Here is a 21,516-nt window from a genome sequence, read left to right as displayed (position 1 = left end):
GACAGAAGCGTGACCGGAGGGGGATCAGTGACCCAGCGTGTCGGCTTGCCCTCGTCCGATCGCCCTTCCCTCCGCCGTCGCCCGCGCCTAGCGTGGCGGCATGGCACCGATTCCGAAACCCTCCGCAGAACCCCAGGACAGCCCCGACACCTATGTCGGTCTCGACGCGGACGCCGCCGAGCGGCGCGCCCGGGAACGGGGGTGGTCGACCGTGCGCGCGCTGCCGCCCGGGGCGATCATCACGATGGAGTACCGCGTGGGGCGGCTCAACTTCGAGGTGCGGGACGGCCGGGTGGCGCGCGCCTGGAAGGGCTGAGAGCGCATGGGGAAGGCCCCGGTCGCGACGACCGGGGCCTTCTCCTCCCTCGAACTGCTGTCAGCCGCCGGTGAGCGGACGCGCCGCCGGGGCCGCCGTGCCGCGGGCCATGCGGTCGGGGTGCGGCGGGCGGCGGCTGCCGGCCGGGGTGACCGGGGTGCGTTCCGAACGTGTCGTGTGCGGGCCCGGGGCCAGCAGCGCGGACGTCCGCGGGGCGCGCGCGGCGGCCGGCGGCACGATCTCCCGCAGGGGCGCGGGCTCCTCCTCGGCGGCCGGGGTCCGGGCCGGGGTGAGCAGCACGGGCTCGGGCATCGGGAGGGCGCCGCCGCGGCCGGCCCGCAGCCGGGCCCGCAGCCGGTCGCGCCGGGTGAACAGCCAGGCCTCGGCGGTCGCGATGGTCGGCTCGAGCCAGGGCAGCGCGAGCAGCACCAGCAGACCCGCGGCCCAGCCCAGCAGGACGTCGCTCAGCCAGTGCGTACCGAGGTAGACGGTGGTCAGGCCGACGCTCAGCGACAGCACCGCCGACAGGGCCGACAGCCAGCGGCGGGCGCCCGGCGTGGCGGCCAGGTAGGCGAGGATGCCCCAGGTCACGACGGCGTTCGCGGTGTGACCCGAGGGAAATATGTCGCTGCCGGCCTGGAACCAGTGCCACATCTCGTTGGAGCCGATCTCGGTCGCGTAGTGCGGCCCGGAGCGGCCCAGCCCGTACTTCACGGCGCCCACCGTCACGTTCAGCAGCAGCAGTGCCGCGCCGAACGCGAGCAGCGGGCGCAGGGTGTGCTGCCGCCAGCAGCGCCAGCCGAGCCAGGCCGCGACCATCACGGCCGTGGGGCCGCGCTGGCCGAGGACCACCCAGTAGTCCAGGAAGGCGTGGATCTCCGGCCACTGCTGGTAGGGCCGGAAGAGCATGGCCTGCCAGTCCAGCCGGACCAGCCACGACGTGGTCACCACGGCGAGGACGATCGTGAGGTAGAAGGCGAGCGTCGCGCCGAAGAGCACCACCCGGTGCCGCGTCATGCGCGGCACGTCGAGGACCGGCCGCTGCGGTTCGCGGTCCAGTCGGGCGAAGATCCGGTCGAGCCGGGTCGGCTTTGGTTCGGTACGCACCCAATCGACGTTACAGCGAGTGAGCTGACTTCCCTGCCGAATCACCGGGTTTGTAATGACGATGTGATGTGGGATTGCTCTCAGGTGCGGATCTATTTCCAGCGATTTCGCAATGACCAGGTCGTGTTCCCTTCAATTCCTTTGATCATTCCACGGGGGGCGGTTTTGCGCCGCTTATGAATTCGCTCCGGTGTGCGGGAGCCGCGTCGGCGGGCGGTCACCGGCTGTGGCCGGGCGGGTCAGGGCGGACCCGAACCGTTCAGCCAGAACGCCCCGTACACCGCCGACCCCGCCGCCAGCACCGCCGTGACCAGCGCCGTCCGGGAGGGGCGCGGTCGTGCCAGGGCGAGCGCCAGGGGCAGCAGCAGCGGGAAGGCGGGCAGCAGCAGGCGCGGCTTCGAGCCGAAGTAGCTCGACGCGCACAGCGCGAGCGCGGTGACGGTCCCGGCGTACACGAGCAGCGGGAGCGGCTGGCGCTGCCTCACGCAGACGAGGTACAGCCAGATCACCAGTCCGACCCCGGCGATCAGCCCGGCCCCGGCCAGGGCGGAGGGAAACGACGTGAACTTCTCGGCGGTGAACCGGGCGAAGGCGTAGCCCCCGTCGAAGCCGTTGCGCCAGCCCGCCTGGACCTCCAGATAACCGAGCGGGCCCCCGCCGGTGCGGTGGCCCACCCAGAGCACATAGCCGGCGGCGCCCAGGGGCGCGAGCAGCATCGCGAGGGCGCGCCGCCAGACGGGCGCGCCCTCGGGAGCGGGATCGCCGGGCGGGAAGGAGGCGCGCGGCTCGGTGTGCGCGCCCCGGGCGGGCGCCGTGCTCCACTGCCGCGCGGATGGCCCAACGGCCCGGGCCGCGGGCCGCCGCCCGCCGGGTACCCGTACGAAGGACACCGCCCCCGCCGCCCACACCGCCGCCACCACCGCGAGCCCCACCGGCCGGGTCAGCCCCGCCAGCAGCGCGAGGGTGCCCGCGGTGAGCCAGCGGCCGGTGAGGACGGCGTACAGGGACCAGGCGGCCAGCGCGGTGAACAAGGACTCGCTGTACGCCATCGACTGCACGATCCCGACCGGCAGCACCGCCCACACCAGCACCGCGCACACCCCGGCCCGCCGCCCGTACAGCAGCTCGGCGACCGCGAAGATCCCCCAGGCCGCGGCGAGCGAGGCGACCAGGGCGACGGCGAACCCGGCGTCCGCGTACGACAGCGGGGTCACCGCGTGCCCCACTCGCTCCAGCCACGGCAGCAGCGGGAAGAACGCGAGGTTGGAGTGGACGTCGCCGTTCGGCAGGCGGACCTCGTAGCCGTAGCCGAGCTCGGCGACCCTGACGTACCAGAGGGAGTCCCACCGGGCGGTCAGCAGGGTGTACGCGCTCTTGTCGCGCGCGGCGCTCCACAGGGCCAGCACGAGCAGCCCCAGGGCGCGGACCGCCGCGTACCCCAGCAGGGCGGGGGCCGCGCGCGACAGGGCGGGGCGCGCGGGGAGCGCGGGGCGCGTCTCAAGATCGGTCACGGGCTCGATTATCGGCGGCGGGCGAAAGGGCGGCCGGGCCGGACGGATCACCGGCAGCGGGAGTGGCGCACGCCACACCGGATCCGCCGGACGGGTGAGAGCCACGCCACGCGCCCCGCCCGGGGACTCGCGTACGCTGACGAGTCACTCGCCATTCGTTGCGCGGGCCGGAGACTACCGCTCCTCCGGCCGAGTCACGGGGGAGTCCCCACCTCTCGTGAGCCCGCCGAACGCGAGGGAACATCTGGGAGGTACGTACATGTCCGGGACGACCACGGCTGCCGTCGGGCTGCGCCGTCGGGCGGCCGGGGCCGGTGCCAACCGCTGGGTCGTGCTCCTCGTCCTCTGCGTCAGCCTGCTGCTGGTCGCCGTCGACGCGACGGTGCTGCACGTGGCCGTGCCCGCCGTCACCGAGGACCTCAGGCCCGGCGCGATAGAGCTGCTCTGGATCGTCGACACCTACCCGCTGGTCTGCGCCGCGCTGCTGATCCTCTTCGGCACGCTCGGCGACCGGGTGGGCCGCAGACGGATCCTCCTGTTCGGATACGCCCTGTTCGGCGTGGCCTCCGCGCTGGCCGCCTTCGCCCCCGACGCCCAGGTGCTGATCGCGGCCCGGGCGCTGCTCGGCGTCGGCGGCGCGATGATCATGCCCGCGACGCTGTCGATCCTGCGCCAGGTCTTCCCCGACCGGCGGGAGCGGGCGCTCGCCATCGGCATCTGGAGCGCGGTCGCCGCGGTCGGCGCGGCCGTCGGCCCGCTGCTCGGCGGCTTCCTGCTGGAGCACTTCTGGTGGGGGTCGGTCTTCCTCGTCAACATCCCGCTGATGCTGGTCAGCCTGCCGGTGGGACGCCTGCTGCTGCCCGAGTCCACGGGCGACGGCAAGGGCCCCTGGGACGTGGTCGGCGCGCTGATGGCGGCGGCCGGTCTCTTCGGCGTCGTGCTCGGGGTGAAGCGGCTGGGCGGCGGGGAGGACGTGACCGGCCCGTTCACCGTGCTCCCCCTGCTCGTCGGCGCCGTCCTGCTGGCGCTGTTCGTGCGACGGCAGCGGCGGCGGGCGTTTCCGCTGGTCGAGCTGAGGATGTTCGCCCGGCCGGCGTTCAGCACCTCCGTCGGCTGCATCGTGCTGGCCATGCTCGCCCTGGTCGGCCTGGAGCTGATCGCGGCGCAGTACCTCCAGCTCGTCCTCGGCCTCTCCCCGTTGCAGACCGGGCTGCGGCTGCTGCCGCTGACGGTGGCGGCGATGGCGGCGGGCCTGTTCGGGGCACGGATGCTGCGCCGGTTCGGGCCGCGCCGGATGGTGGCGTCCGGCTTCTGCCTGACGGCGGGCGCGGTGGTGCTGCTGACCGGGATGGGCCGCGAGGACGACGCCGCGCTGATGCTGACCGGGTTCGTCCTGCTCGGCTTCGGCCTGGAGACCACCCTCTTCGGGGCGTACGAGTCGATGCTGAGCGAGGCTCCGCCCGAGCAGGCCGGCGGGGCGGCGGCGATCGGTGAGACGTCGTACCAGCTGGGCGCGGGCATCGGCATCGCCCTGCTCGGCAGCGTGATGAACGCGGCGTACGCGCCCGGCCTGTCCTCGGTGCCCGGGGTGCCGGCGTCGGCGTCGGCCGCCGCGGGCCACTCGCTGGGCGAGGCGTACGCCGTGGCGGGCCGGCTCGGCGGCGATGCGGGCGCGGCCCTGCGCAGCGCCGCACGGGACTGCTTCGTGCACGGACTGCATGTGACGCTGCTGGTCAGCGCGGGACTGCTGCTGCTCGGCGCGGTCATGGCGCTGCGCCTGCCGAGGGTGATGCACTGCGAGCCGGAGGGCGGCAAGGCCGAGGTGCCGGCGCCGCGTGACGTGGCCGGGTCCAGGGTGTCCGTCTGAGCGGCTGACGCTGGACGTACGGAGGAGCGCGTCGTAGCGTCGCCCTGAATCCGAGACTAGCGGTGCTAGTCACAGCTGGTGCCGCCGCTCACGAGCCGCCGGAGGGTGCCCGTGTCCATGTCCGCCAAGCTGCCGCCGTTCGATCCCGCCGACCCGCTCGGCCTGGACGACCTCCTCGAACCGGAGGATCTGGCCGTCCGCGACACCGTGCGCGGCTGGGCTGCGGACCGGGTGCTGCCGTACGTCGCCGACTGGTACGAGAGCGGCGAGCTGCCGCAGATCCGCGAGCTGGCCCGGGAACTCGGCGCGATCGGCGCGCTCGGCATGTCCCTGGACGGGTACGGCTGCGCGGGGGCCAGCGCCGTGCAGTACGGGCTGGCCTGCCTGGAACTGGAGGCCGCCGACTCCGGCATCCGCTCCCTGGTCTCGGTGCAGGGCTCCCTCGCCATGTACGCGATCCACCGCTTCGGCAGCGAGGAGCAGAAGCTGACCTGGCTGCCGCGGATGGCCGCGGGCGAGGTCATCGGCTGCTTCGGGCTCACCGAACCGGACCACGGCTCCGACCCCGCCGCCATGCGGACGTACGCCAAGAAGGACGGCACCGACTGGGTGCTCAACGGCCGCAAGATGTGGATCACCAACGGTTCCGTCGCCGGGGTCGCCGTCGTCTGGGCGCAGACCGACGAGGGCATCCGCGGCTTCGCCGTCCCCACGGACACCCCCGGCTTCTCGGCGCCCGAGATCAAGCACAAGTGGTCCCTGCGGGCCAGCGTCACCAGCGAGCTGGTCCTGGACGACGTGCGGCTGCCCGCCGGCGCCGTGCTGCCCGGGGTGAGCGGACTGCGCGGCCCGCTGAGCTGCCTCTCGCACGCCCGCTACGGCATCGTGTGGGGCGCGATGGGCGCGGCGCGCACCTGCTTCGAGACCGCCGTCGAGTACGCGAAGTCACGGGAGCAGTTCGGGCGGCCCCTCGGGGGTTTCCAGCTCACCCAGGCCAAGCTCGCCGACATGGCGGTCGAACTGCACAAGGGGATCCTGCTCGCCCATCATCTGGGGCGGCGGATGGACGCCGGCCGCCTGCGTCCGGAGCAGGTCAGCTTCGGCAAGCTCAACAACGTCCGCGAGGCCATCGGCATCTGCCGCACGGCCCGCACGATCCTCGGTGCCAACGGGATCTCCCTGGAGTATCCCGTGATGCGGCACGCGACCAACCTGGAATCGGTGCTCACCTACGAGGGCACCGTCGAGATGCACCAGCTGGTGCTGGGCAAGGCGCTCACCGGACTGGACGCGTTCCGGTAAGCCGCCGGGGAGCGGAGGCCGCCGGGGAGCGGAGGCGGGGCCGGTGATCGGCCCCGCCTCAGCTCTGGTTGAAGAAGCCGTCCGCGCGGTGCGCGGCCGGGTCGCCGTTGACGATCTCGGTGTGGGCGGGGGTCAGCAGGAACACCCGGGTGGACACCCGCTCGATCGACCCGCGCAGCCCGAAGATGAGCCCGGCCGCGAAGTCCACGACGCGCTTGGCGTCGGCCGGCTCCATGGCCGTCAGATTCATGATCACCGGGACGCCGTCCCGGAACAGCTCGCCGATGGCCCGCGCGTCCCGGAAGCTGTCCGGGGTCACCGTGCCGATCCGGCGGCCCTTCTCCTCGGCGGTGTCCGAGGCCACCTTCACTCTCGGGTCCGTGACCCAGGCGTCCCCGGGCTCGTTTCCCTCGTACGTGTCGTCGTCGTAGTAGCGCTCGTCATCGTTGTCGTCGACGAGGCCGAGCCACGCACTCGCCTTGCGTACCGATCCCATGGACGCCTCCTCTCACAGCGGTCTTTCTTCCTCTCCGCATCCCCATGGTCGTCCATGATGCGGATGTCGCGCCAAGTGGATAGACGCCGTGCGGGGGGTTTGTGACGGTACTGGTGCACAGCGAATCCGTCGAGAGGCCGGATACCCCAAGGGTCCTGACGCATGCGGCTGCTGACTGTGAGTGAAATATGATTCTTCGCGGCGTCCGGGTGACGGGCGGGGCGTACGGGTGAACGAAGTGGCCGATACGATGCGGCCGAAATCGCGTCGTACGGACCACGGGGGAAGTGTCTTGTTCGGAATAGTCCGGCCTTGCAGTCATCGTCTCGGTGAACGGCTCACGACCGAGTGGATGGCGCATCTGTGCGGGCTGTGCCTCGCGCTGCGCTCCGACCACGGCCAGCTCGCCCGGGTGGTGACCAACTACGACGGCCTGCTCGTCTCGGTGCTGACGGAGGCTCAGGGGGAGCGCGAGGGCGGCCGGTGGCGGCGGACGGCCGGCCCGTGCCCGCTGCGCGGGATGCGCACCGCGTCCGTGGCCCGTGGCGAGGGCGCCCGGCTCGCCGCGGCCGTCTCCCTGGTGCTCGCCTCCGCCAAGGTGCGCGACCACGTCGCCGACGGCGACGGACTGCTGGCCCGCCGCCCGGTGGCGCTCGCCGCCCGCCGGGTCGCCGGGAGCTGGAACCGCGCCGGCGCCCGCACCGGCTCGGCCGTCGGCTTCGACACCGCCGTACTGGTCGACGCCGTGGACCGGCAGCCCGGCATCGAGGCGCTGGCCGGACCGGGCACCCCCATCCTGACGGTCACCGAACCCACCGAGACCGCCACCGCCGCCGCGTTCGCGCACACCGCGCTGCTCGCCGGGCGTCCCGGCAACGCCGCGCCGCTGGCCGAGGCCGGCCGGCTCTTCGGGCGGCTCGCGCACCTGCTGGACGCCGTGGAGGACCGGGCGGCTGACGCCACGTCGGGCGCCTGGAACCCGCTCACCGCCACCGGCACCCCGCTCGCCGAGGCCCGCCGGCTCGCCGACGACGCCGTGCACGGCATCCGGCTGGCGCTGCGCGAGGTCGAGTTCACCGACGGGCGGCTCGCCCATCTGCTGCTCGTGCACGAACTGCGGCGCTCGGTGGACCGGGCCTTCGGCACGGTGCCCGCCTGCGCGACCCACCAGCCGGGACCGTACGGGCAGCCACCGCAGCAGCCGGGACCGTACGGGCAGCCGCACCCCGGACCGTACGGCCGGCCGCAGCACCCCTACCAGGCGGGGCCCTACGGCACGCCGCCGCAGCAGGGCGGCCCGCACCACCCGCACGCCGGCGGCGGAGCGCGCGGCGCGGGCGGGTACGGCGGCCACCACGGCGGGGGCGGCGGTGACTTCGGCGGATCCGGAGGCGGTGCCGCGCCCCAGCCGCCGCGGGGGCGGCGCGGGTTCTGGGCCGGATGCGGGATGTTCTGGCTGTTGTGCTGCACCTGCAAGCTGTGCTGCGCGGAGGAGTACGAGGGACCGTGGTCCCGCAAGAAGCGCGAGGGCTGCTGCCGCGACTGCGACTGCCCGAGCTGTGACTGCTGCTGCCCCTGTGACGGCTGCTGAGCCGCGGGCGTGCCGAGGGGAGGGGCGCGTGTGAAGGCGAGGAAGGAGAAGAAGGAGCAGCAGGGCGCGGAGGGCCGGCTCAACAGGAAGCGGACCACACTCGACCGAAGTCGATGTGGGAGCGCGTGACCAGCCACTGCTGCGGATGCATGGGGCAAGTGGAACAGGAGTTCCGACGGCCCGTCAACCGCGGTGCGGGGAAATGAGACGCCCGGCTCACCATCCGGACGGCCTTGACAGGCCGGCGGACCGGGCCCGTACTCTCGACCGGCGGCCGTGCTGAGGGGCTCGGCCGCGGACCACGCCGTTCTCGGCGCCCGTGTGAAGGCATCACCGTGTTCCACGAGCCACGGAGCCTTCGCATGTCCTCCGACACCCTTGCCAAAGCCCCCGCGCCCCCCGTCCCCGCGGACGCCGCGCGCATCGTCCCGCAACGCCGCTACGGCCAGTGGCTGGCCGCGGCCGTCGTCCTGGTCCTGCTCGGCCTCGCCGTCGACTCCGTGCTGCGCAACGACGCCTTCCAGTGGGGCGTCGTCGCCGACTACTTCACCTCGGCCTCGGTGCTGCGCGGACTGTGGCTCACCCTCTGGCTGACCGCCGTGGTGATGGCGCTCGGCTTCGCGCTGGGCGCGCTGCTCGCGGCGGCCCGGCTCTCCGCCAACCCCGTGCTCAGAGCCGTCAGCTGGGGGTACGTCTGGCTGTTCCGGTCGATCCCGATGCTGGTGCAGCTGCTGCTGTGGTTCAACATCGGGGCGCTCTACCCGCAGATCCTCGGCGTGCGGACGGTCGACCTGCTCGGCCCGGTCGCCGTCGCCGTCATCGGGCTGACCCTGCACGAGGCCGCCTACGCCGCCGAGGTGGTGCGCGGCGGGATCCTCTCCGTCGGCGGCGGGCAGATCGAGGCCGCGCAGGCGCTCGGGCTGAGCCGGTGGCGCCGCTGGTGGCGGATCGTGCTGCCGCAGGCGATGCGCTCCATCGTGCCGCCCGCCGGGAACATGCTGATCGGCACCCTCAAGGGCACCTCCATCGTCAGCGTCATCGCCGTCCAGGACCTGCTGTACTCGACCCAGCTCGTCTACCACCAGACGTACCAGGTCATCCCGCTGCTGATGGTGGCCACCGTCTGGTACACCGTCGTCACCTCGGTGCTCGGCGTCGGCCAGTACTACGTCGAGAAGCGCTACGCGCGCGGTACGGAGCCGGGCCGGTGAGGGCATCCCTGGTCATCGTGGGGGCCGGGCCGCGCGGCACCGGCGTCCTGGAGCGGATCGCCGCCAACGCCGCCGAACTGCCGCCCGGCAAGGGCCTCGACATCCACCTCGTCGACCCCTACCCGCCCGGCCCCGGACGGATCTGGCGCACCGAGCAGTCGCCGCTGCTGTGGATGAACTCCCGCGCCGAGGACGTCACCGTCTTCACCGACACCAGCGTGGAGATGACCGGGCCCGTCCGGGAGGGCCCCGCCCTGCACGAGTGGGCGGGGCTCGCCGGTGACGCCTTCGTCGGCCGCCGCGTGCAGGGCTCCTACCTGCGCTGGGCCTACCAGCGGGCGGTGGCCGCACTGCCCCCCGAGGTCACCGTGCACCACCATCCGTGCCGCGCCCTGCGGGTCTCCGGGCCGCGCGAGGGCCGGCAGCGGGTGTGGCTCGCGGACCGGGCGCGCCCCCTCCTCGCCGACCTGGTGGTCCTCACCCTCGGTCACCTCGACGCCGAACCCGACGAGGAACAGGCCGCGCTGGGCGCATACGCCCGCGCCCACGGCCTCGTCCACCTGCCGCCCGACTTCACCGCCGACAGCGACCTCACCCCGCTGCGGCCCGGTGAGCCGGTCCTGGTGCGCGGCTTCGGACTGGCCTTCGTCGACCTGATGGTGCTGCTCACCGAGGGGCGGGGCGGGCGGTACGACGGGGACACCTACCTGCCGTCCGGCCGCGAGCCGGTGCTGTACGTCGGATCGCGGCGCGGAGTGCCGTACCACTCCAAGATCGGCTACCGGCTGGACGGCACACCGCCGCCGCTGCCCCGGTTCTTCGGCCCCGCCGAGGTGGACGCGCTGCTCGCCCGGCCGGAGGGCTTCGACTTCCGGCGGGACGTGTGGCCGCTGGTGGAGAAGGAACTGGAATACGCCCACTACCACCGGCTGTTCGACGCCCACCCCGGGCGCACGCGCCTCGGCTGGGGCGTCTTCGAGCGGGCGTACGCCGCCGCCGGCGACCCGGCGGAGCGGGCGGCCCTGGTCGCCGCCGCCGTGCCCGACCCCGCCGACCGGCTCGACCTGGCCGCGCTCGACCGGCCACTGGCCGGGATGCGGTACCCCTCGCACGAGGCGTTCCAGGAAGGACTGCGCCGTTACGTCGAGGCCGACCTGACCCGGCGTCACGACCCGGCGCACAGCCCCGACCTGGCCGTCTTCGGCGCACTGCTGTCCGTGTACGGCCGACTGACCCGGCTCGGCGACATCGGCCCCTGGTGGCACGGCTTCTTCGGCTACCTGGCCTCCGGGCCGCCCGGCCCCCGGCTGCGGCAGCTGCTCGCGCTGTCCCGCGCGGGCGTGCTGCGGTTCGTCGGCGCCGACATGGGCGTGCGCGCCGAGGGCGGGATGTTCCGGGCGACGAGCCCGACCGTGCCGGGGTTCGCCGTCGAGGCCCGGGCGCTGGTCGAGGCGCGGCTGCCGCAGCCGACGGCGGCCCGGTCCCGCGACCCGCTGCTGAGGAGGCTGTACGCCGAGGGGGCCGCCGCCACCCCCGACGGGCTGCTGCGGGTGGACCCCGCCGACGGGCGGGTGCTGGACCGGTCCGGCCGCCCGCATCCGCGCCGGTTCGCGCTCGGCCCGCACACCGACGCGCGGGGCGCCGGCGCGTTCACCCGGCCGCGCACCGGCGGGCCGGCGTTCCGGCAGAACGACGCGGCGGCCCGGGCGGTGCTGGCGTTCCTGCGGGCACCGGCCGGCCGGGCCGCCGCCTGAGCCGCGTACGCGCGGAGCGCCGGGCGGATCACGGCAACGGAATACCGGAGCGCGGCAACAGCGCTCACACCGCGGGTCACCCGACCCGTCACGAAAGGGCTGATCTCATGACGACGGACGCATCCGACGAGTGGAAGCGGTGGCACGAGCGGCGCCTGGAGACGCTCACCGCCCCCTACGGACCGCTCGCGCTGACCGCGACCCACTGGCTGGCCGACCATCCGGAGGGGCGACTTCCGGACATCCCGGGGAGCTGGACCGCCGACGGGGACGCGGTCGTCCTGACCGCCGCCCGCCCGGACGGGCTGACCGTCGACGGCGAGCCCTTCGAGGGGCGGGTCCGGCTCGCGGCCGACACCGGCCCGGCCGCCGCCGCCCGGGTTGGCCACGGCGAACGAAGGCTCGTCGTGCTGGTCCGCGAAGGGGAGTGGGGGGTACGTGACTTCGACCCGGCGGCCGAGGCCCGCCGCCGGTTCCGCGGCGTCGAGGCCACGTCCTACGATCCGCGCTGGTCGGTGCCGGGGCGCTTCACCCCGTACGCCGGCGAACGCACCGTGCGGGTGGAGAACGCGGACGGGCGGCGGCGCGGCCTCGGGCTGGGCGGGGAGCTGGCGTTCACCCTGGACGGACAGGAGCACACCCTCCAGGTGTCGGTGGAGGGCGACGGCTCCCTGTGGGCCGTCTTCGCCGACACCACCAGCGGAGACAGCAGTTACCGCTTCCGGTTCCTGCGGCCCGCCGCGCCCGGCCCCGACGGCCGGACGACGGTGGACTTCAACCGGTCCCAGCTGCCGCCGTGCGCCTTCGCCGACCACTTCCTGTGCCCCTTCCCGCCACCCGGGAACACCCTGGACGTGGCCGTGGCGGCGGGGGAGCGCCGGCTCTCCTGACGGGCCGTCGACGGGCGCCGCGGGGGGATCGACCAGACAGATGGTTCAAATCTTGACGGCCGAAAGGCACCCTTGCGCCTACCGGCCGTTCGGCCGAATACTCCCACCCAGCGCTTGTCAGGGGCACGGCGTGTTCGGGATCCGGACAACCGCGCCCCCGGCTGCGCCTCACGGGCCCCGACCCCACGCGGGCCCCCTACTTCCTTTGTGGAGGAACGAGAAGTGAGGATCAAGCGCACCACCCCCCGCAGCGGCATATCGAGACGGACCCGGCTGACCGCCGTATCCGCCGGACTCGTGGCCGCAGCCGCGATCGCGATCCCCAGCGCGAACGCGTCCGACACCGCCACGTTCAGCGCCGCCGAACTGAAGAGCGCCGGCGCCTCGGTGCTCGAGGCCGACGTGCCGGGCACCGCCTGGGCCGTCGACAGCAAGACCAACCGCCTGGTCGTGACCGTCGACAGCACGGTCTCCCAGGCCGAGATCGCCAAGATCAAGGAACAGGCCGGGGCCAACGCCGACGCGCTCACCATCAAGCGCACGCCCGGCAAGTTCAGCAAGCTGATCCAGGGCGGCGACGCCATCTACGCGAGCAGCTGGCGCTGCTCCCTCGGCTTCAACGTCCAGAACAGCAGTGGCGCCCAGTTCTTCGTGACCGCCGGTCACTGCACCGACGGCGCGGGCACCTGGTACTCCAACTCCGGGCGCACCACGGTCATCGGCTCGACCGCCGGCTCCAGCTTCCCCGGCAACGACTACGGCCTCGTGCGCTACAGCGGGTCCGTCAGCCGCCCCGGCACCGCCAACGGCGTGGACATCACCCGCGCGGCGACCCCGGCCGTGGGCACCACCGTCATCCGGGACGGCTCCACCACCGGTACGCACAGCGGCCGGGTCACCGCCCTGAACGCGACCGTCAACTACGGCGGCGGCGACGTCGTGTCCGGCCTGATCCAGACCAACGTCTGCGCCGAGCCCGGCGACTCCGGCGGTCCGCTCTACGGCAGCAACGGCACCGCCTACGGCCTGACCTCCGGCGGCAGCGGCAACTGCAGCACCGGCGGCACGACCTTCTTCCAGCCGGTCACCGAGGCCCTGAGCGCGTACGGAGTCAGCGTCTACTGAGTCCGTCGCCCGCAGCACCCGGCACCACTTCCGAGCCCCCGCACGCGGACCGCGTGCGGGGGCTCTCCCTGTGCGCCGCCGGGGGCGGGCGGTGCCGGAGGGGCGAGGGCCGGCAACCGGCCAGGACTGGACCTCACCACTCCGTACACGGTTACTCACACGTAGGCATTTGCAGTGCGAATTCCCTTGGGGCGTCCGAGCGGTGAAGGAGCGGAGGGCGCGCGGTGGTCACCGTGTGCGCGTCCTGAAGTGGACCTTGTGCGCTCCCTGCGCGGTTCGGAAGAGTGGGCGCCCGTCAACCAAGCCTTCCGGCCCCTGGTGGTCCCCACAACCGCCGACGGGCCGACCCCCCACAGGAGGACGTGAGTTGAAGCACCGACGCATACCCGGGCGGCGCGCCGCCGTGGCAGGTGCGGGCATCGCCGCACTCGTCGCCACGGGAGTCACCTTCCAGACTGCGAACGCCGGCGAGCCCGCGAAGACCCCGGCGGTCAGGCCCCTGTCCGCCCTGGCGGCCGGAAAGCTCGCCGCGGCGCTGGGCCGGGACCTCGGCGCGGACGCGGCCGGGACCTACTACGACGCCCAGACCCGCAGCCTGGTGGTCAACGTGCTCGACGAGACCGCCGCCGAGGTGGCCGAGGAGGCCGGCGCGAAGGCCAGAATCGTCGAGCACTCCCTCGCCGAGCTGAAGAGCGCCCGTACGGCGCTCCGGCAGGACGCGAGCATCCCCGGCACCGCCTGGGTGACCGACCCGGCCACCAACAAGGTCGTCGTCACCGCCGACCGCACCGTCTCCGCGGCCGAGTTCGAGGAGCTGGGCCGGGTCGTCGACGGACTCGGCACGGTGGCCGAACTCCAGCGCACCAAGGGCGAGTTCAAACCCTTCATCGCCGGCGGCGACGCCATCACCGGCGGCGGCGGGCGCTGCTCGCTCGGCTTCAACGTGGTCAAGGGCGGGGAGCCGTACTTCCTGACCGCGGGCCACTGCACCGAGGGGATCACCACCTGGTCGGACTCCGCCGGGACCGTCATCGGGAAGAACGAGGTCTCCAGCTTCCCGGGCGACGACTACGGCCTCGTCAAGTACACCGCCGGGGTCGACCACCCGAGCGAGGTCAACCTCTACGACGACTCGGCCCGGCAGATCACCGGCGCGGCCGAGGCCACCGTCGGCATGGAGGTCACCCGCAGCGGCTCCACCACCCAGGTGCACTCCGGCAAGGTCACCGGCCTGGACGCCACCGTGAACTACGGCAACGGCGACGTCGTCGACGGCCTCATCCAGACCGACGTCTGCGCCGAGCCCGGCGACAGCGGCGGCGCGCTGTTCTCCGGTGACAGGGCCATCGGCCTGACCTCCGGCGGCAGCGGCGACTGCACCTCCGGCGGGGAGACGTTCTTCCAGCCGGTGACGGAGGCGCTGTCGGCGACCGGCACCCGGATCGGCTGATCCGCTCCGCTCCTGCGAAGTCCCGCCCCGCGCGCGAGGGGCGGGACTTTCGTGTGCGGCCGTCGGGGGCGACCCTGGTGGTGTGGACGAGAACCCGGTTCCCGGCGGGGCCGGGCCGGTGGACGCACTCGAGGTGGCGCCGACCCCGCGCACGGCCGTGGCCTGGCTGCCGCCGCCGGAACTCCGGCCGGCGATCCAGGACATCCGCTGGGAGCACGATCCGCAGGTCCGGCGATGGCCGCCGCACGTGAACCTGCTGTTCGGCTTCGTGCCGGAGGAGGAGTTCGGGCGGGCCCTGCCGCTGCTCGGTGCCGCGGCGGCACGGTGCCCGCCGTTCCCGGTGCGGCTGGCCGGAGTGCGCGCCTTCCGGCACCGGCACCACGCGACGGTGTGGCTCGATCCGGCCGCGGCGGACCGGGCGCCGTGGGCGCGACTGCACCGGGAACTGGCGTCGCGGTTCCCGCTCTGCCAGGGCCGCGCCGGCCGTTTCACCCCGCATCTCTCCCTCGGCCGCACCCGGGAGCCGGGGCCCCTGTCCGCCGAGTGCGCCGCCCGGCTCGGTTCGCTGTCCGCCCGGGTCGAGGAGGTCGTGCTGCTCTCCCGGCGCGGTGCCGGGCCCATGCGGCCCCGGGCCGCGATCACCCTGGGCACGGGGGAGGTCCGCCGGCTGCGGGAGGAGGAATAGGGCCTGGCGTTCGGATCATCCCGGCGTCGCGGGGTCCGGTACGGCAGGCCCTAGGGGTGTCCGCACCGTCGCGTCGTCCGCCCGGAGGGCGGGTCCCGCGGCGTCCGGTGCGTGCGCTCGGCGTGCCGGGCGGACGCCCGCGTACCGGCCGTCCTCGGGTGTTCGCCCGGTGCGGCCAGTGGGGGTGCCCCTGCTCGCAGAGCTCGGGGGAGCCACCAGGCGTCGCGGGGCAGGAGTGACTGCGCGGACACTCCCCGGGGTGCCGAAGTGGTGTCGTCCCGGGCAGGGCGGGTCCGGGGCGGACGGCGGACGCACCGCTCTCACGGGGCCCGGGCCGGCAGGGGCTCCTCCTCGCGCCGCTCGCGCAGGCGTGCCGCCGCCAGGGTCACCGCGACGCCCACCGCCGCCCAGGCCGCGAGGATCAGCAGGGCGCCGGTGGCGCCGTTGCCCTGGAAGTAGGCGGTCGAGCGGGCCGCCCAGGTGCCCGCGCCCGGGGGCAGGGCCGGGCCGATCGCCGCCCAGAAGGGCGGCAGCATCGGCAGCGGGAAGGCACCGCCCGCGCTCGGGTTGCCCGCGATCACCACGAGCAGGATCGCGAGACCGATGCCGACGATCCCGAAGAGGCCCTGGAGGGCGAGGGTGGCGGCGCCGACCGCGAAGGTGATCAGTGCGCCGAGTCCCCACAGCGCCGCCACGCTGCCGGGCAGGGCGTCCAGGACCGGCCCGACGATCAGCGCGCCGCCGAGGCCGCCGACGACCGACACCAGGGCCATCGCGGCGAGGCGGATGGCCGCGCGGCGCGGGTTGGCGGGCCGGGCGCCGGTGCTGATCGCGAGGATCGAGGCGCACAGATAGCCGCCGACGCACCAGCCGACGACCAGGTAGAACGACGACAGCCCGTTGAAGTCCCCGGGCGAGGCGGGGACGACGTCCACGGTGCGCACGGTGCGCCGCTCGGCCTTCTCCGCGGCGGTGGTCAGCGACTCCAGCGTGCGGGCGAGGGCGGTGCCGCCGCCGGAGGCGACCAGAAGCGTGTCGGTGGGACCGGCCGGGTTCACCACCAGGGCGCCGTCGAGGTCGCGGTGCGCGATCTGCTCGCGGGCCGTCTCCTCGTCGGCCACCGCCCGCGGGTCCAGGGGCGAGCCGGGCAGCCGCTCCAGCCGGGTGACCGTCTGCCGGGCCACTGCCTCCGGCGCGACCACCCCGAAGGGCACGTCCCGGGGCCGGGGGTGGTGCAGCGCGCCCACGTACGAGGCGATGAAGAGCAGCTGGAGGGCGACCACTCCGACGACGAGGAGGGTGGCCCGCGGGGTGACGGCGTCTCTCACCTCGCGGCGGAAAGTGGTCTGCGTCATGTCCCCACGCTCCGGGGTGGCGGGTGTTTCCGCAGGTGGGAGGGGCCCGAACGGCTGTCGTACAGATGTTCGGGATTTGGTCTATGGTGGTGGTGGGCAGGTTGGAACGAGTGTTCGATAGCGGAGATGGCGGGAGGTGCGATGCCGGGCTTCACGCATCTGCACACCGTCTCCGGGTTCTCCCTGCGGTACGGCGCCTCGCACCCGGAGCGGCTGGCCGAGCGTGCCTTCGAGCGCGGCATGGACGCCCTCGCCCTCACCGACCGCGACACCCTCGCCGGCACGGTCCGCTTCGCCAAGGCCTGCGCCCGCGCGGGCGTGCGCCCACTGTTCGGCGTGAACCTGGCGGTGGATCCGGCGTCCGCCCCCGAAACCGGTCCCGCCCGCCGGGACCGGCGCCGCCGCACCCCGGTGCGCGGGGGTGCCTTCGTCGACGAGTCGACCCCGCGCGTCACCTACCTCGCCCGCGACGGCGCCCGCGGCTGGGCCGATCTGTGCCGCCTGATCACCGCCGCCCACCGCCGCCCGGACAGCCCCGTCCTCGACTGGGGGGACAACCACGCCGACGGTCTCACCGTGCTGCTCGGCCCCGGTTCCGACGTCGGCCGCGCCCTGGCCGCGGGCCGCCCCGACCGGGCCGCGCGGCTCCTCGCCCCCTGGCGGGAGGTCTACGGCGACGCGCTGCGCCTGGAGGCGGTCTGGCACGGCCGCACCGGCACCGGTCCCGGCTCGCTGCGGCTGGCCGCCCGGACCGTCGGCTTCGCCGCCGAACAGGGCGTCCGCCCGGTGCTGAGCAACGCGGTGCGGTACGCCGACCCCGGCCAGGGCCGGGTCGCCGACGTACTGGACGCCGCCCGCCGCCTGGTCCCGATCGACCCGGCCAGGGAACTGGACTCCGGCGCGGCCTGGCTCAAGGACGCGGGGGCCATGCGGGAGGCGGCCGAGCGGATCGTGGAGGCCGCCGGGTACCGGCGCGAGGCCGCCCTGCGGCTGCTGGAGCAGACCCAGGCCACGGCCGCCGAGTGCCTGGTCGATTCCGAGGACGACCTCGGCATCGGCACCGTCCACTTCCCCGAGCCGCACCTCGTCGGCGCGGACCGTCGCGGCGCGCAGCGGGTGCTGGCCTCACGGGCGGCGGCCGGCATGGTGCTGCGCGGGTACGCGGGCCGCCGCGCCTACTGGGAGCGGATGCACGAGGAACTGGACATCATCGCCCACCACGGCTTCGCCTCCTATTTCCTGACGGTGGCCCAAGTGGTCGACGACGTACGGGAGATGGGTGTCCGGGTGGCCGCGCGCGGGTCCGGCGCGGGCTCCCTCGTCAACCACCTCCTGGGCATCACGCACGCCGACCCGGTCGAGCACCGGCTGCTGATGGAACGCTTCCTGTCCAAGGAGCGGGTCGTGCTGCCCGACATCGACATCGACGTGGAGTCGGCGCGCCGCCTGGATGTCTACCGGGCGATCATCGGCCGGTTCGGCGCCGAGCGGGTGGCGACGGTCGCGATGCCGGAGACCTACCGGGTGCGGCACGCGATCCGGGACGTCGGCGCGGCCCTGTCCCTGGACCCCGCCGAGATCGACCGGCTCGCCAAGTCCTTCCCGCACATCCGCGCCCGCGACGCCCGCGCGGCGCTCCAGGAGCTGCCCGAACTGAAGGCGCTCGCCGCCGAGCAGGAGCGGTACGGCCCGCTGTGGGAGCTGGTCGAGGCGCTGGACGCGCTGCCGCGCGGGGTGGCCATGCACCCCTGCGGCGTCCTGCTCTCCGATGCCTCCCTGCTCTCCCGGACGCCGGTGATGCCGACGAGCGGCGAGGGCTTCCCGATGGCGCAGTTCGACAAGGACGACGTGGAGGACCTGGGGCTGCTCAAGCTGGACGTGCTGGGCGTGCGGATGCAGTCGGCGATGGCGCACGCGGTCGCCGAGGTGAAGCGCGCATCGGGCGCCGAGGTCGACCTGGACGCGCTGCCGCCGGGCGACCCGGCGACGTACGGCCTGATCCGGTCCGCCGAGACCCTGGGCTGCTTCCAGATCGAGTCGCCCGGCCAGCGGGACCTGGTGGGACGGCTACAGCCGGCCACCTTCCACGACCTGGTCGTCGACATCTCCCTCTTCCGGCCGGGCCCGGTCGCCGCCGACATGGTGCGGCCGTTCATCGAGGCGCGGCACGGACGGGCCCCGGTGCGCTACCCGCACCCGGATCTGGAGGGGCCGCTGAAGGAGACGTACGGGGTGGTCGTCTTCCACGAGCAGATCATCCACATCGTCGACATCATGACGGGCTGCGGGCGCGGCGAGGCGGACCGGGTGCGCCGGGGGCTGTCCGATCCGGAGTCCCAGGGGCGGATCCGGTTCTGGTTCGCCCAGCACGCGGCGGCGCGCGGGTATGACGCGGAAACGATTCAGCGCACCTGGGAGATCATCGAGGCGTTCGGCTCGTACGGCTTCTGCAAGGCGCACGCGGTCGCCTTCGCGGTGCCGACGTACCAGTCGGCCTGGCTGAAGGCCCATCACCCGGCCGCCTTCTACGCCGGGCTGCTCACCCACGACCCGGGCATGTACCCCAAGCGGCTGCTGCTCGCGGACGCGCGGCGGCGCGGGGTGCCGATCCTGCCGCTGGACGTGAACAGGTCGGGGGTCGCCCACCGGATCGAACTGGTGTCTGAATCAGCCTCGGGGTCCTCGGGGTCCTCGGGGTCCTCGGGGCGGTCGGGGCCGCGCGAGGTCTGGGGCCTCCGGCTCGCCCTCTTCGACGTGCACAACATCAGCGAGGCCGAGGCGCGGCGGATCGAGGACGGGCAGCCGTACTCCTCCCTGCTCGACTTCTGGGAACGGGCCCGCCCGAGCCGCCCGCTCGCCCAGCGGCTCGCCCAGGTCGGCGCGCTGGACGCGTTCGGCGCCAACCGCCGCGACCTGCAACTCCACCTGACCGAACTGCACCGCGGCGCGCGCGGCACGGGCGGCGGCGGGGGCCAGCTCCCGCTGTCCGGCGGACGGCGGACCGCCCCCGCCGGGCTGCCCGACCTCTCCGCGGAGGAACGGCTCAGCGCCGAACTGGGCGTGCTCGCCATGGACGCCTCACGCAACCTGATGGACGACCACCGGATGTTCCTCGACGAGCTGGGCGTGGTGAACGCCCGCCGGCTGCGCGAGGCCCGGCACGGCGAGACGGTGCTGGTCGCGGGCGCCAAGGCGGCCACCCAGACACCGCCGATCCGGTCCGGCAGGCGGGTCATCTTCACCACCCTGGACGACGGCACCGGCCTGGTCGACCTCGCCTTCTTCGACGACTCCCACGACGCCTGCGCCCACACCGTCTTCCACTCCTGGCTGCTGCTGGTGCGCGGCGTGGTCCAGCGGCGCGGCCCGCGCAGCGTCAGCGTGGTGGGCGCCGCCGCCTGGAACCTCGCCGAACTCGCCGAACTGCGCCGGGAACAGGGGCTGGAAGGGGTCGCGGCCCGGCTCGCCGGCGCGCCCGGCCCCGCGGCCGACGGCGCGACCCGGGCGGGCGACGGTTCCGCGCCCGGTGACGGCTCCCCGCCCGGTGACGGACAGGGGCCCGCGCGGGAACGGCTCGCCGGTTCCGACGGACTGCCCGCCCCGGCCGGCTCGGCCGCCCAGGACCGTATGGACCAGCACCGGTCCCGGACCCTCCGCATGCCCACGGGCTACGAGATGCACCCCTGGGCCGATCTGCGTCCCGCGGGCCAGGAACCCTCGCGGACGAGGAAGTTGTGGCACCAGAGCCCGGGGAGCGCGGGATGACGATCCTCTGCGTACGTTTCCAGCCGCCGCCGACGCACGAGGCGGCCCTGCCCCGGCTGCTCGGGCTGCTGGAGGAGTTCACACCGGTCGTCGAGGCGCTGCCGCCGGACGGGGCTCTCGCCGACCTCGGCGGCGCGGAACGCTACTTCGGGCGGGGCGCCGCCGAACTGGCCGCCGTGATCCGGGTCCGCGCCCTCGCCCGCTTCGGCGTCGACTGCGCGATCGGCGCCGGACCCGGCCCCATGCTGGCCCGGATCGCGCTGCGCGCCGCCCGGCCCGGGCTGACCTGCGCGGTCCCCGAGGACGCCGTGGCGGAGTTCCTCGCCGGCCGGCCCGTCGCCGTCCTGCCCGGTGTGGGCGCCGCGACCGCCCGCACGCTGTGCGGGTACGGCCTCGACACCCTCGGCCGGGTCGCCGCCGCACCGCTGTCCACGCTCCAGCGCCTGGTCGGCGCGAAGGCGGGCCGCGAACTGCACGAGAAGGCGAACGGGATCGACCGCGGCCGGGTGGTGCCCGCCGCGGTCTCCCGTTCCCTGGCCACCGAGCGGCCCTTCGCGCGCGACGAGCTGGACCCGGAACGGCACCGCCGCGCGCTGCTGTCGGCCGCCGAGGAGATCGGCGCCCGGCTGCGGGCCGTGGACGAGGTCTGCCGCGGCCTCAGCCTCACCGTGCGCTACGCCGACCGCTCCGCCACCACCCGTTCCCGCACCCTCGCCGAGCCCACCGCCCACTCGGCGGCGCTGGCCAAGGCGGTCTACGGCATGTACGACGCCCTCGGCCTCCAGCGTGCCCGGGTCCGCTCGGTCGCCCTGCGCGCCGAGAGCCTGACCCCCGCCGAACAGGCCTTCCACCAGCTCACCTTCGACGCCGCGGACGAACGGATCCGCCGCATCGAGGAGGTCGCCGACCGCGCCCGCGCCAGGTTCGGGCCGCGCGCGGTGATGCCGGGGAGGCTGGCGGCGTGACCCCGGCCGGGCGGCGCGGGGCGCGAGTCCGTGCCGGACGGTGAGCCGGCCCGGGCCGCGGGTTTTTACCGTCGCGCGGCTTCCCCTTGGTGCTACTCGTCCGTAACTTGACGGATGAACAGCATC

At 74.3% G+C, this 21,516-nt stretch carries 16 protein-coding genes; 12 read left to right on the top strand and 4 right to left on the bottom strand.

The features are described from left to right. Window positions 1-100 precede the first annotated feature (100 nt). On the top strand, window positions 101-316 hold the full coding sequence (locus tag SGLAU_RS07620) for an I78 family peptidase inhibitor (RefSeq protein WP_043499507.1): 216 nt from the start codon (window positions 101-103) through the stop codon (window positions 314-316). Window positions 317-376: 60 nt separating this feature from the next. On the opposite strand, the gene SGLAU_RS07615 is transcribed toward SGLAU_RS07620, so the two are convergent. Then, complete coding sequence (locus SGLAU_RS07615) at window positions 377-1,423, bottom strand: phosphatase PAP2 family protein (protein WP_043499506.1); 1,047 nt, start codon at window positions 1,421-1,423, stop codon at window positions 377-379. Window positions 1,424-1,662: 239 nt separating this feature from the next. Continuing rightward, the gene (locus tag SGLAU_RS07610) at window positions 1,663-2,934 is read right to left on the bottom strand and encodes a mannosyltransferase family protein (RefSeq protein ID WP_043499504.1); all 1,272 of its coding nucleotides are present in this window, start codon (window positions 2,932-2,934) and stop codon (window positions 1,663-1,665) included. Between the two features lie 259 nt (window positions 2,935-3,193). Between SGLAU_RS07610 and SGLAU_RS07605 the strand changes: the two genes are divergently transcribed. Next, window positions 3,194-4,801 (top strand): MFS transporter, encoded by a 1,608-nt coding sequence (locus SGLAU_RS07605; protein ID WP_043499501.1) that lies wholly within the window; start codon window positions 3,194-3,196, stop codon window positions 4,799-4,801. A gap of 111 nt (window positions 4,802-4,912) precedes the next feature. Next, window positions 4,913-6,103 carry an acyl-CoA dehydrogenase family protein gene (locus SGLAU_RS07600; protein ID WP_043499499.1) on the top strand — a complete coding sequence of 397 codons (1,191 nt, stop codon included), beginning with the start codon at window positions 4,913-4,915 and terminating at the stop codon, window positions 6,101-6,103. A 58-nt stretch (window positions 6,104-6,161) separates the two neighbouring features. Here SGLAU_RS07600 and SGLAU_RS07595 read toward each other — a convergent pair whose 3' ends face one another. Further along, the gene (locus SGLAU_RS07595) at window positions 6,162-6,599 is read right to left on the bottom strand and encodes a cell division protein SepF (protein WP_043499496.1); all 438 of its coding nucleotides are present in this window, start codon (window positions 6,597-6,599) and stop codon (window positions 6,162-6,164) included. 292 nt (window positions 6,600-6,891) lie between these two features. On the opposite strand from SGLAU_RS07595, the gene SGLAU_RS07590 reads away from it, so the two are divergent. The 7 genes from SGLAU_RS07590 to SGLAU_RS07560 all read left to right on the top strand — a co-directional run bounded on the left by SGLAU_RS07590 (window position 6,892) and on the right by SGLAU_RS07560 (window position 15,305). Next, window positions 6,892-8,190: a DUF5685 family protein gene (locus tag SGLAU_RS07590; protein ID WP_208868890.1), complete on the top strand. Its 1,299-nt coding sequence runs from the start codon at window positions 6,892-6,894 to the stop codon at window positions 8,188-8,190. 362 nt (window positions 8,191-8,552) lie between these two features. Then, on the top strand, window positions 8,553-9,401 hold the full coding sequence (locus SGLAU_RS07585; RefSeq protein ID WP_043499494.1) for an amino acid ABC transporter permease: 849 nt from the start codon (window positions 8,553-8,555) through the stop codon (window positions 9,399-9,401). After that, window positions 9,398-11,155 carry an FAD/NAD(P)-binding protein gene (locus tag SGLAU_RS07580; RefSeq protein WP_043499493.1) on the top strand — a complete coding sequence of 586 codons (1,758 nt, stop codon included), beginning with the start codon at window positions 9,398-9,400 and terminating at the stop codon, window positions 11,153-11,155. The genes SGLAU_RS07585 and SGLAU_RS07580 overlap by 4 nt, the downstream gene beginning before the upstream one ends. Window positions 11,156-11,262: 107 nt before the next feature. Further along, window positions 11,263-12,045 (top strand): DUF1684 domain-containing protein, encoded by a 783-nt coding sequence (locus tag SGLAU_RS07575; RefSeq protein WP_043499491.1) that lies wholly within the window; start codon window positions 11,263-11,265, stop codon window positions 12,043-12,045. 222 nt (window positions 12,046-12,267) lie between these two features. Then, window positions 12,268-13,170, top strand: coding sequence for a S1 family peptidase (locus SGLAU_RS07570; RefSeq protein WP_043499489.1), 903 nt, complete (start codon window positions 12,268-12,270; stop codon window positions 13,168-13,170). Window positions 13,171-13,537: 367 nt separating this feature from the next. Continuing rightward, window positions 13,538-14,620: a S1 family peptidase gene (locus SGLAU_RS07565; protein ID WP_043499487.1), complete on the top strand. Its 1,083-nt coding sequence runs from the start codon at window positions 13,538-13,540 to the stop codon at window positions 14,618-14,620. A gap of 82 nt (window positions 14,621-14,702) precedes the next feature. Then, window positions 14,703-15,305: a 2'-5' RNA ligase family protein gene (locus SGLAU_RS07560; RefSeq protein ID WP_043499485.1), complete on the top strand. Its 603-nt coding sequence runs from the start codon at window positions 14,703-14,705 to the stop codon at window positions 15,303-15,305. 320 nt (window positions 15,306-15,625) lie between these two features. Here the strand turns inward: SGLAU_RS07560 and SGLAU_RS07555 are convergent, their stop codons facing one another. Next, window positions 15,626-16,660 (bottom strand): membrane protein, encoded by a 1,035-nt coding sequence (locus SGLAU_RS07555; RefSeq protein WP_043499484.1) that lies wholly within the window; start codon window positions 16,658-16,660, stop codon window positions 15,626-15,628. Between the two features lie 141 nt (window positions 16,661-16,801). Here SGLAU_RS07555 and SGLAU_RS07550 point away from each other — a divergent pair, with 141 nt between their 5' ends. Then, entirely contained in the window at window positions 16,802-20,425 is a 3,624-nt protein-coding gene (locus tag SGLAU_RS07550; protein ID WP_043499482.1) for a DNA polymerase III subunit alpha, read from the top strand. Then, the gene (locus SGLAU_RS07545; protein ID WP_043499481.1) at window positions 20,422-21,390 is read left to right on the top strand and encodes a DNA polymerase thumb domain-containing protein; all 969 of its coding nucleotides are present in this window, start codon (window positions 20,422-20,424) and stop codon (window positions 21,388-21,390) included. Before SGLAU_RS07550 ends, SGLAU_RS07545 begins: the two co-directional genes overlap by 4 nt. Window positions 21,391-21,516 lie beyond the last annotated feature (126 nt).

The sequence above is a fragment of the Streptomyces glaucescens genome (assembly GCF_000761215.1).
GTDB lineage: Bacteria > Actinomycetota > Actinomycetes > Streptomycetales > Streptomycetaceae > Streptomyces > Streptomyces glaucescens_B.
This window is presented reverse-complemented; position numbering and strand designations above follow the sequence as displayed.

What these genes read in the sequence shown, in the direction of transcription:
- SGLAU_RS07620 (WP_043499507.1), top strand. Translation starts at nt 101, where the DNA reads ATGGCACCGATTCCGAAACCCTCCGCAGAACCCCAGGACAGCCCCGAC.
- SGLAU_RS07605 (WP_043499501.1), top strand. Translation starts at nt 3,194, where the DNA reads ATGTCCGGGACGACCACGGCTGCCGTCGGGCTGCGCCGTCGGGCGGCC.
- SGLAU_RS07595 (WP_043499496.1), bottom strand. Translation starts at nt 6,599, where the DNA reads ATGGGATCGGTACGCAAGGCGAGTGCGTGGCTCGGCCTCGTCGACGAC.
- SGLAU_RS07585 (WP_043499494.1), top strand. Translation starts at nt 8,553, where the DNA reads ATGTCCTCCGACACCCTTGCCAAAGCCCCCGCGCCCCCCGTCCCCGCG.
- SGLAU_RS07575 (WP_043499491.1), top strand. Translation starts at nt 11,263, where the DNA reads ATGACGACGGACGCATCCGACGAGTGGAAGCGGTGGCACGAGCGGCGC.
- SGLAU_RS07555 (WP_043499484.1), bottom strand. Translation starts at nt 16,660, where the DNA reads ATGACGCAGACCACTTTCCGCCGCGAGGTGAGAGACGCCGTCACCCCG.
- SGLAU_RS07550 (WP_043499482.1), top strand. Translation starts at nt 16,802, where the DNA reads ATGCCGGGCTTCACGCATCTGCACACCGTCTCCGGGTTCTCCCTGCGG.
- SGLAU_RS07545 (WP_043499481.1), top strand. Translation starts at nt 20,422, where the DNA reads ATGACGATCCTCTGCGTACGTTTCCAGCCGCCGCCGACGCACGAGGCG.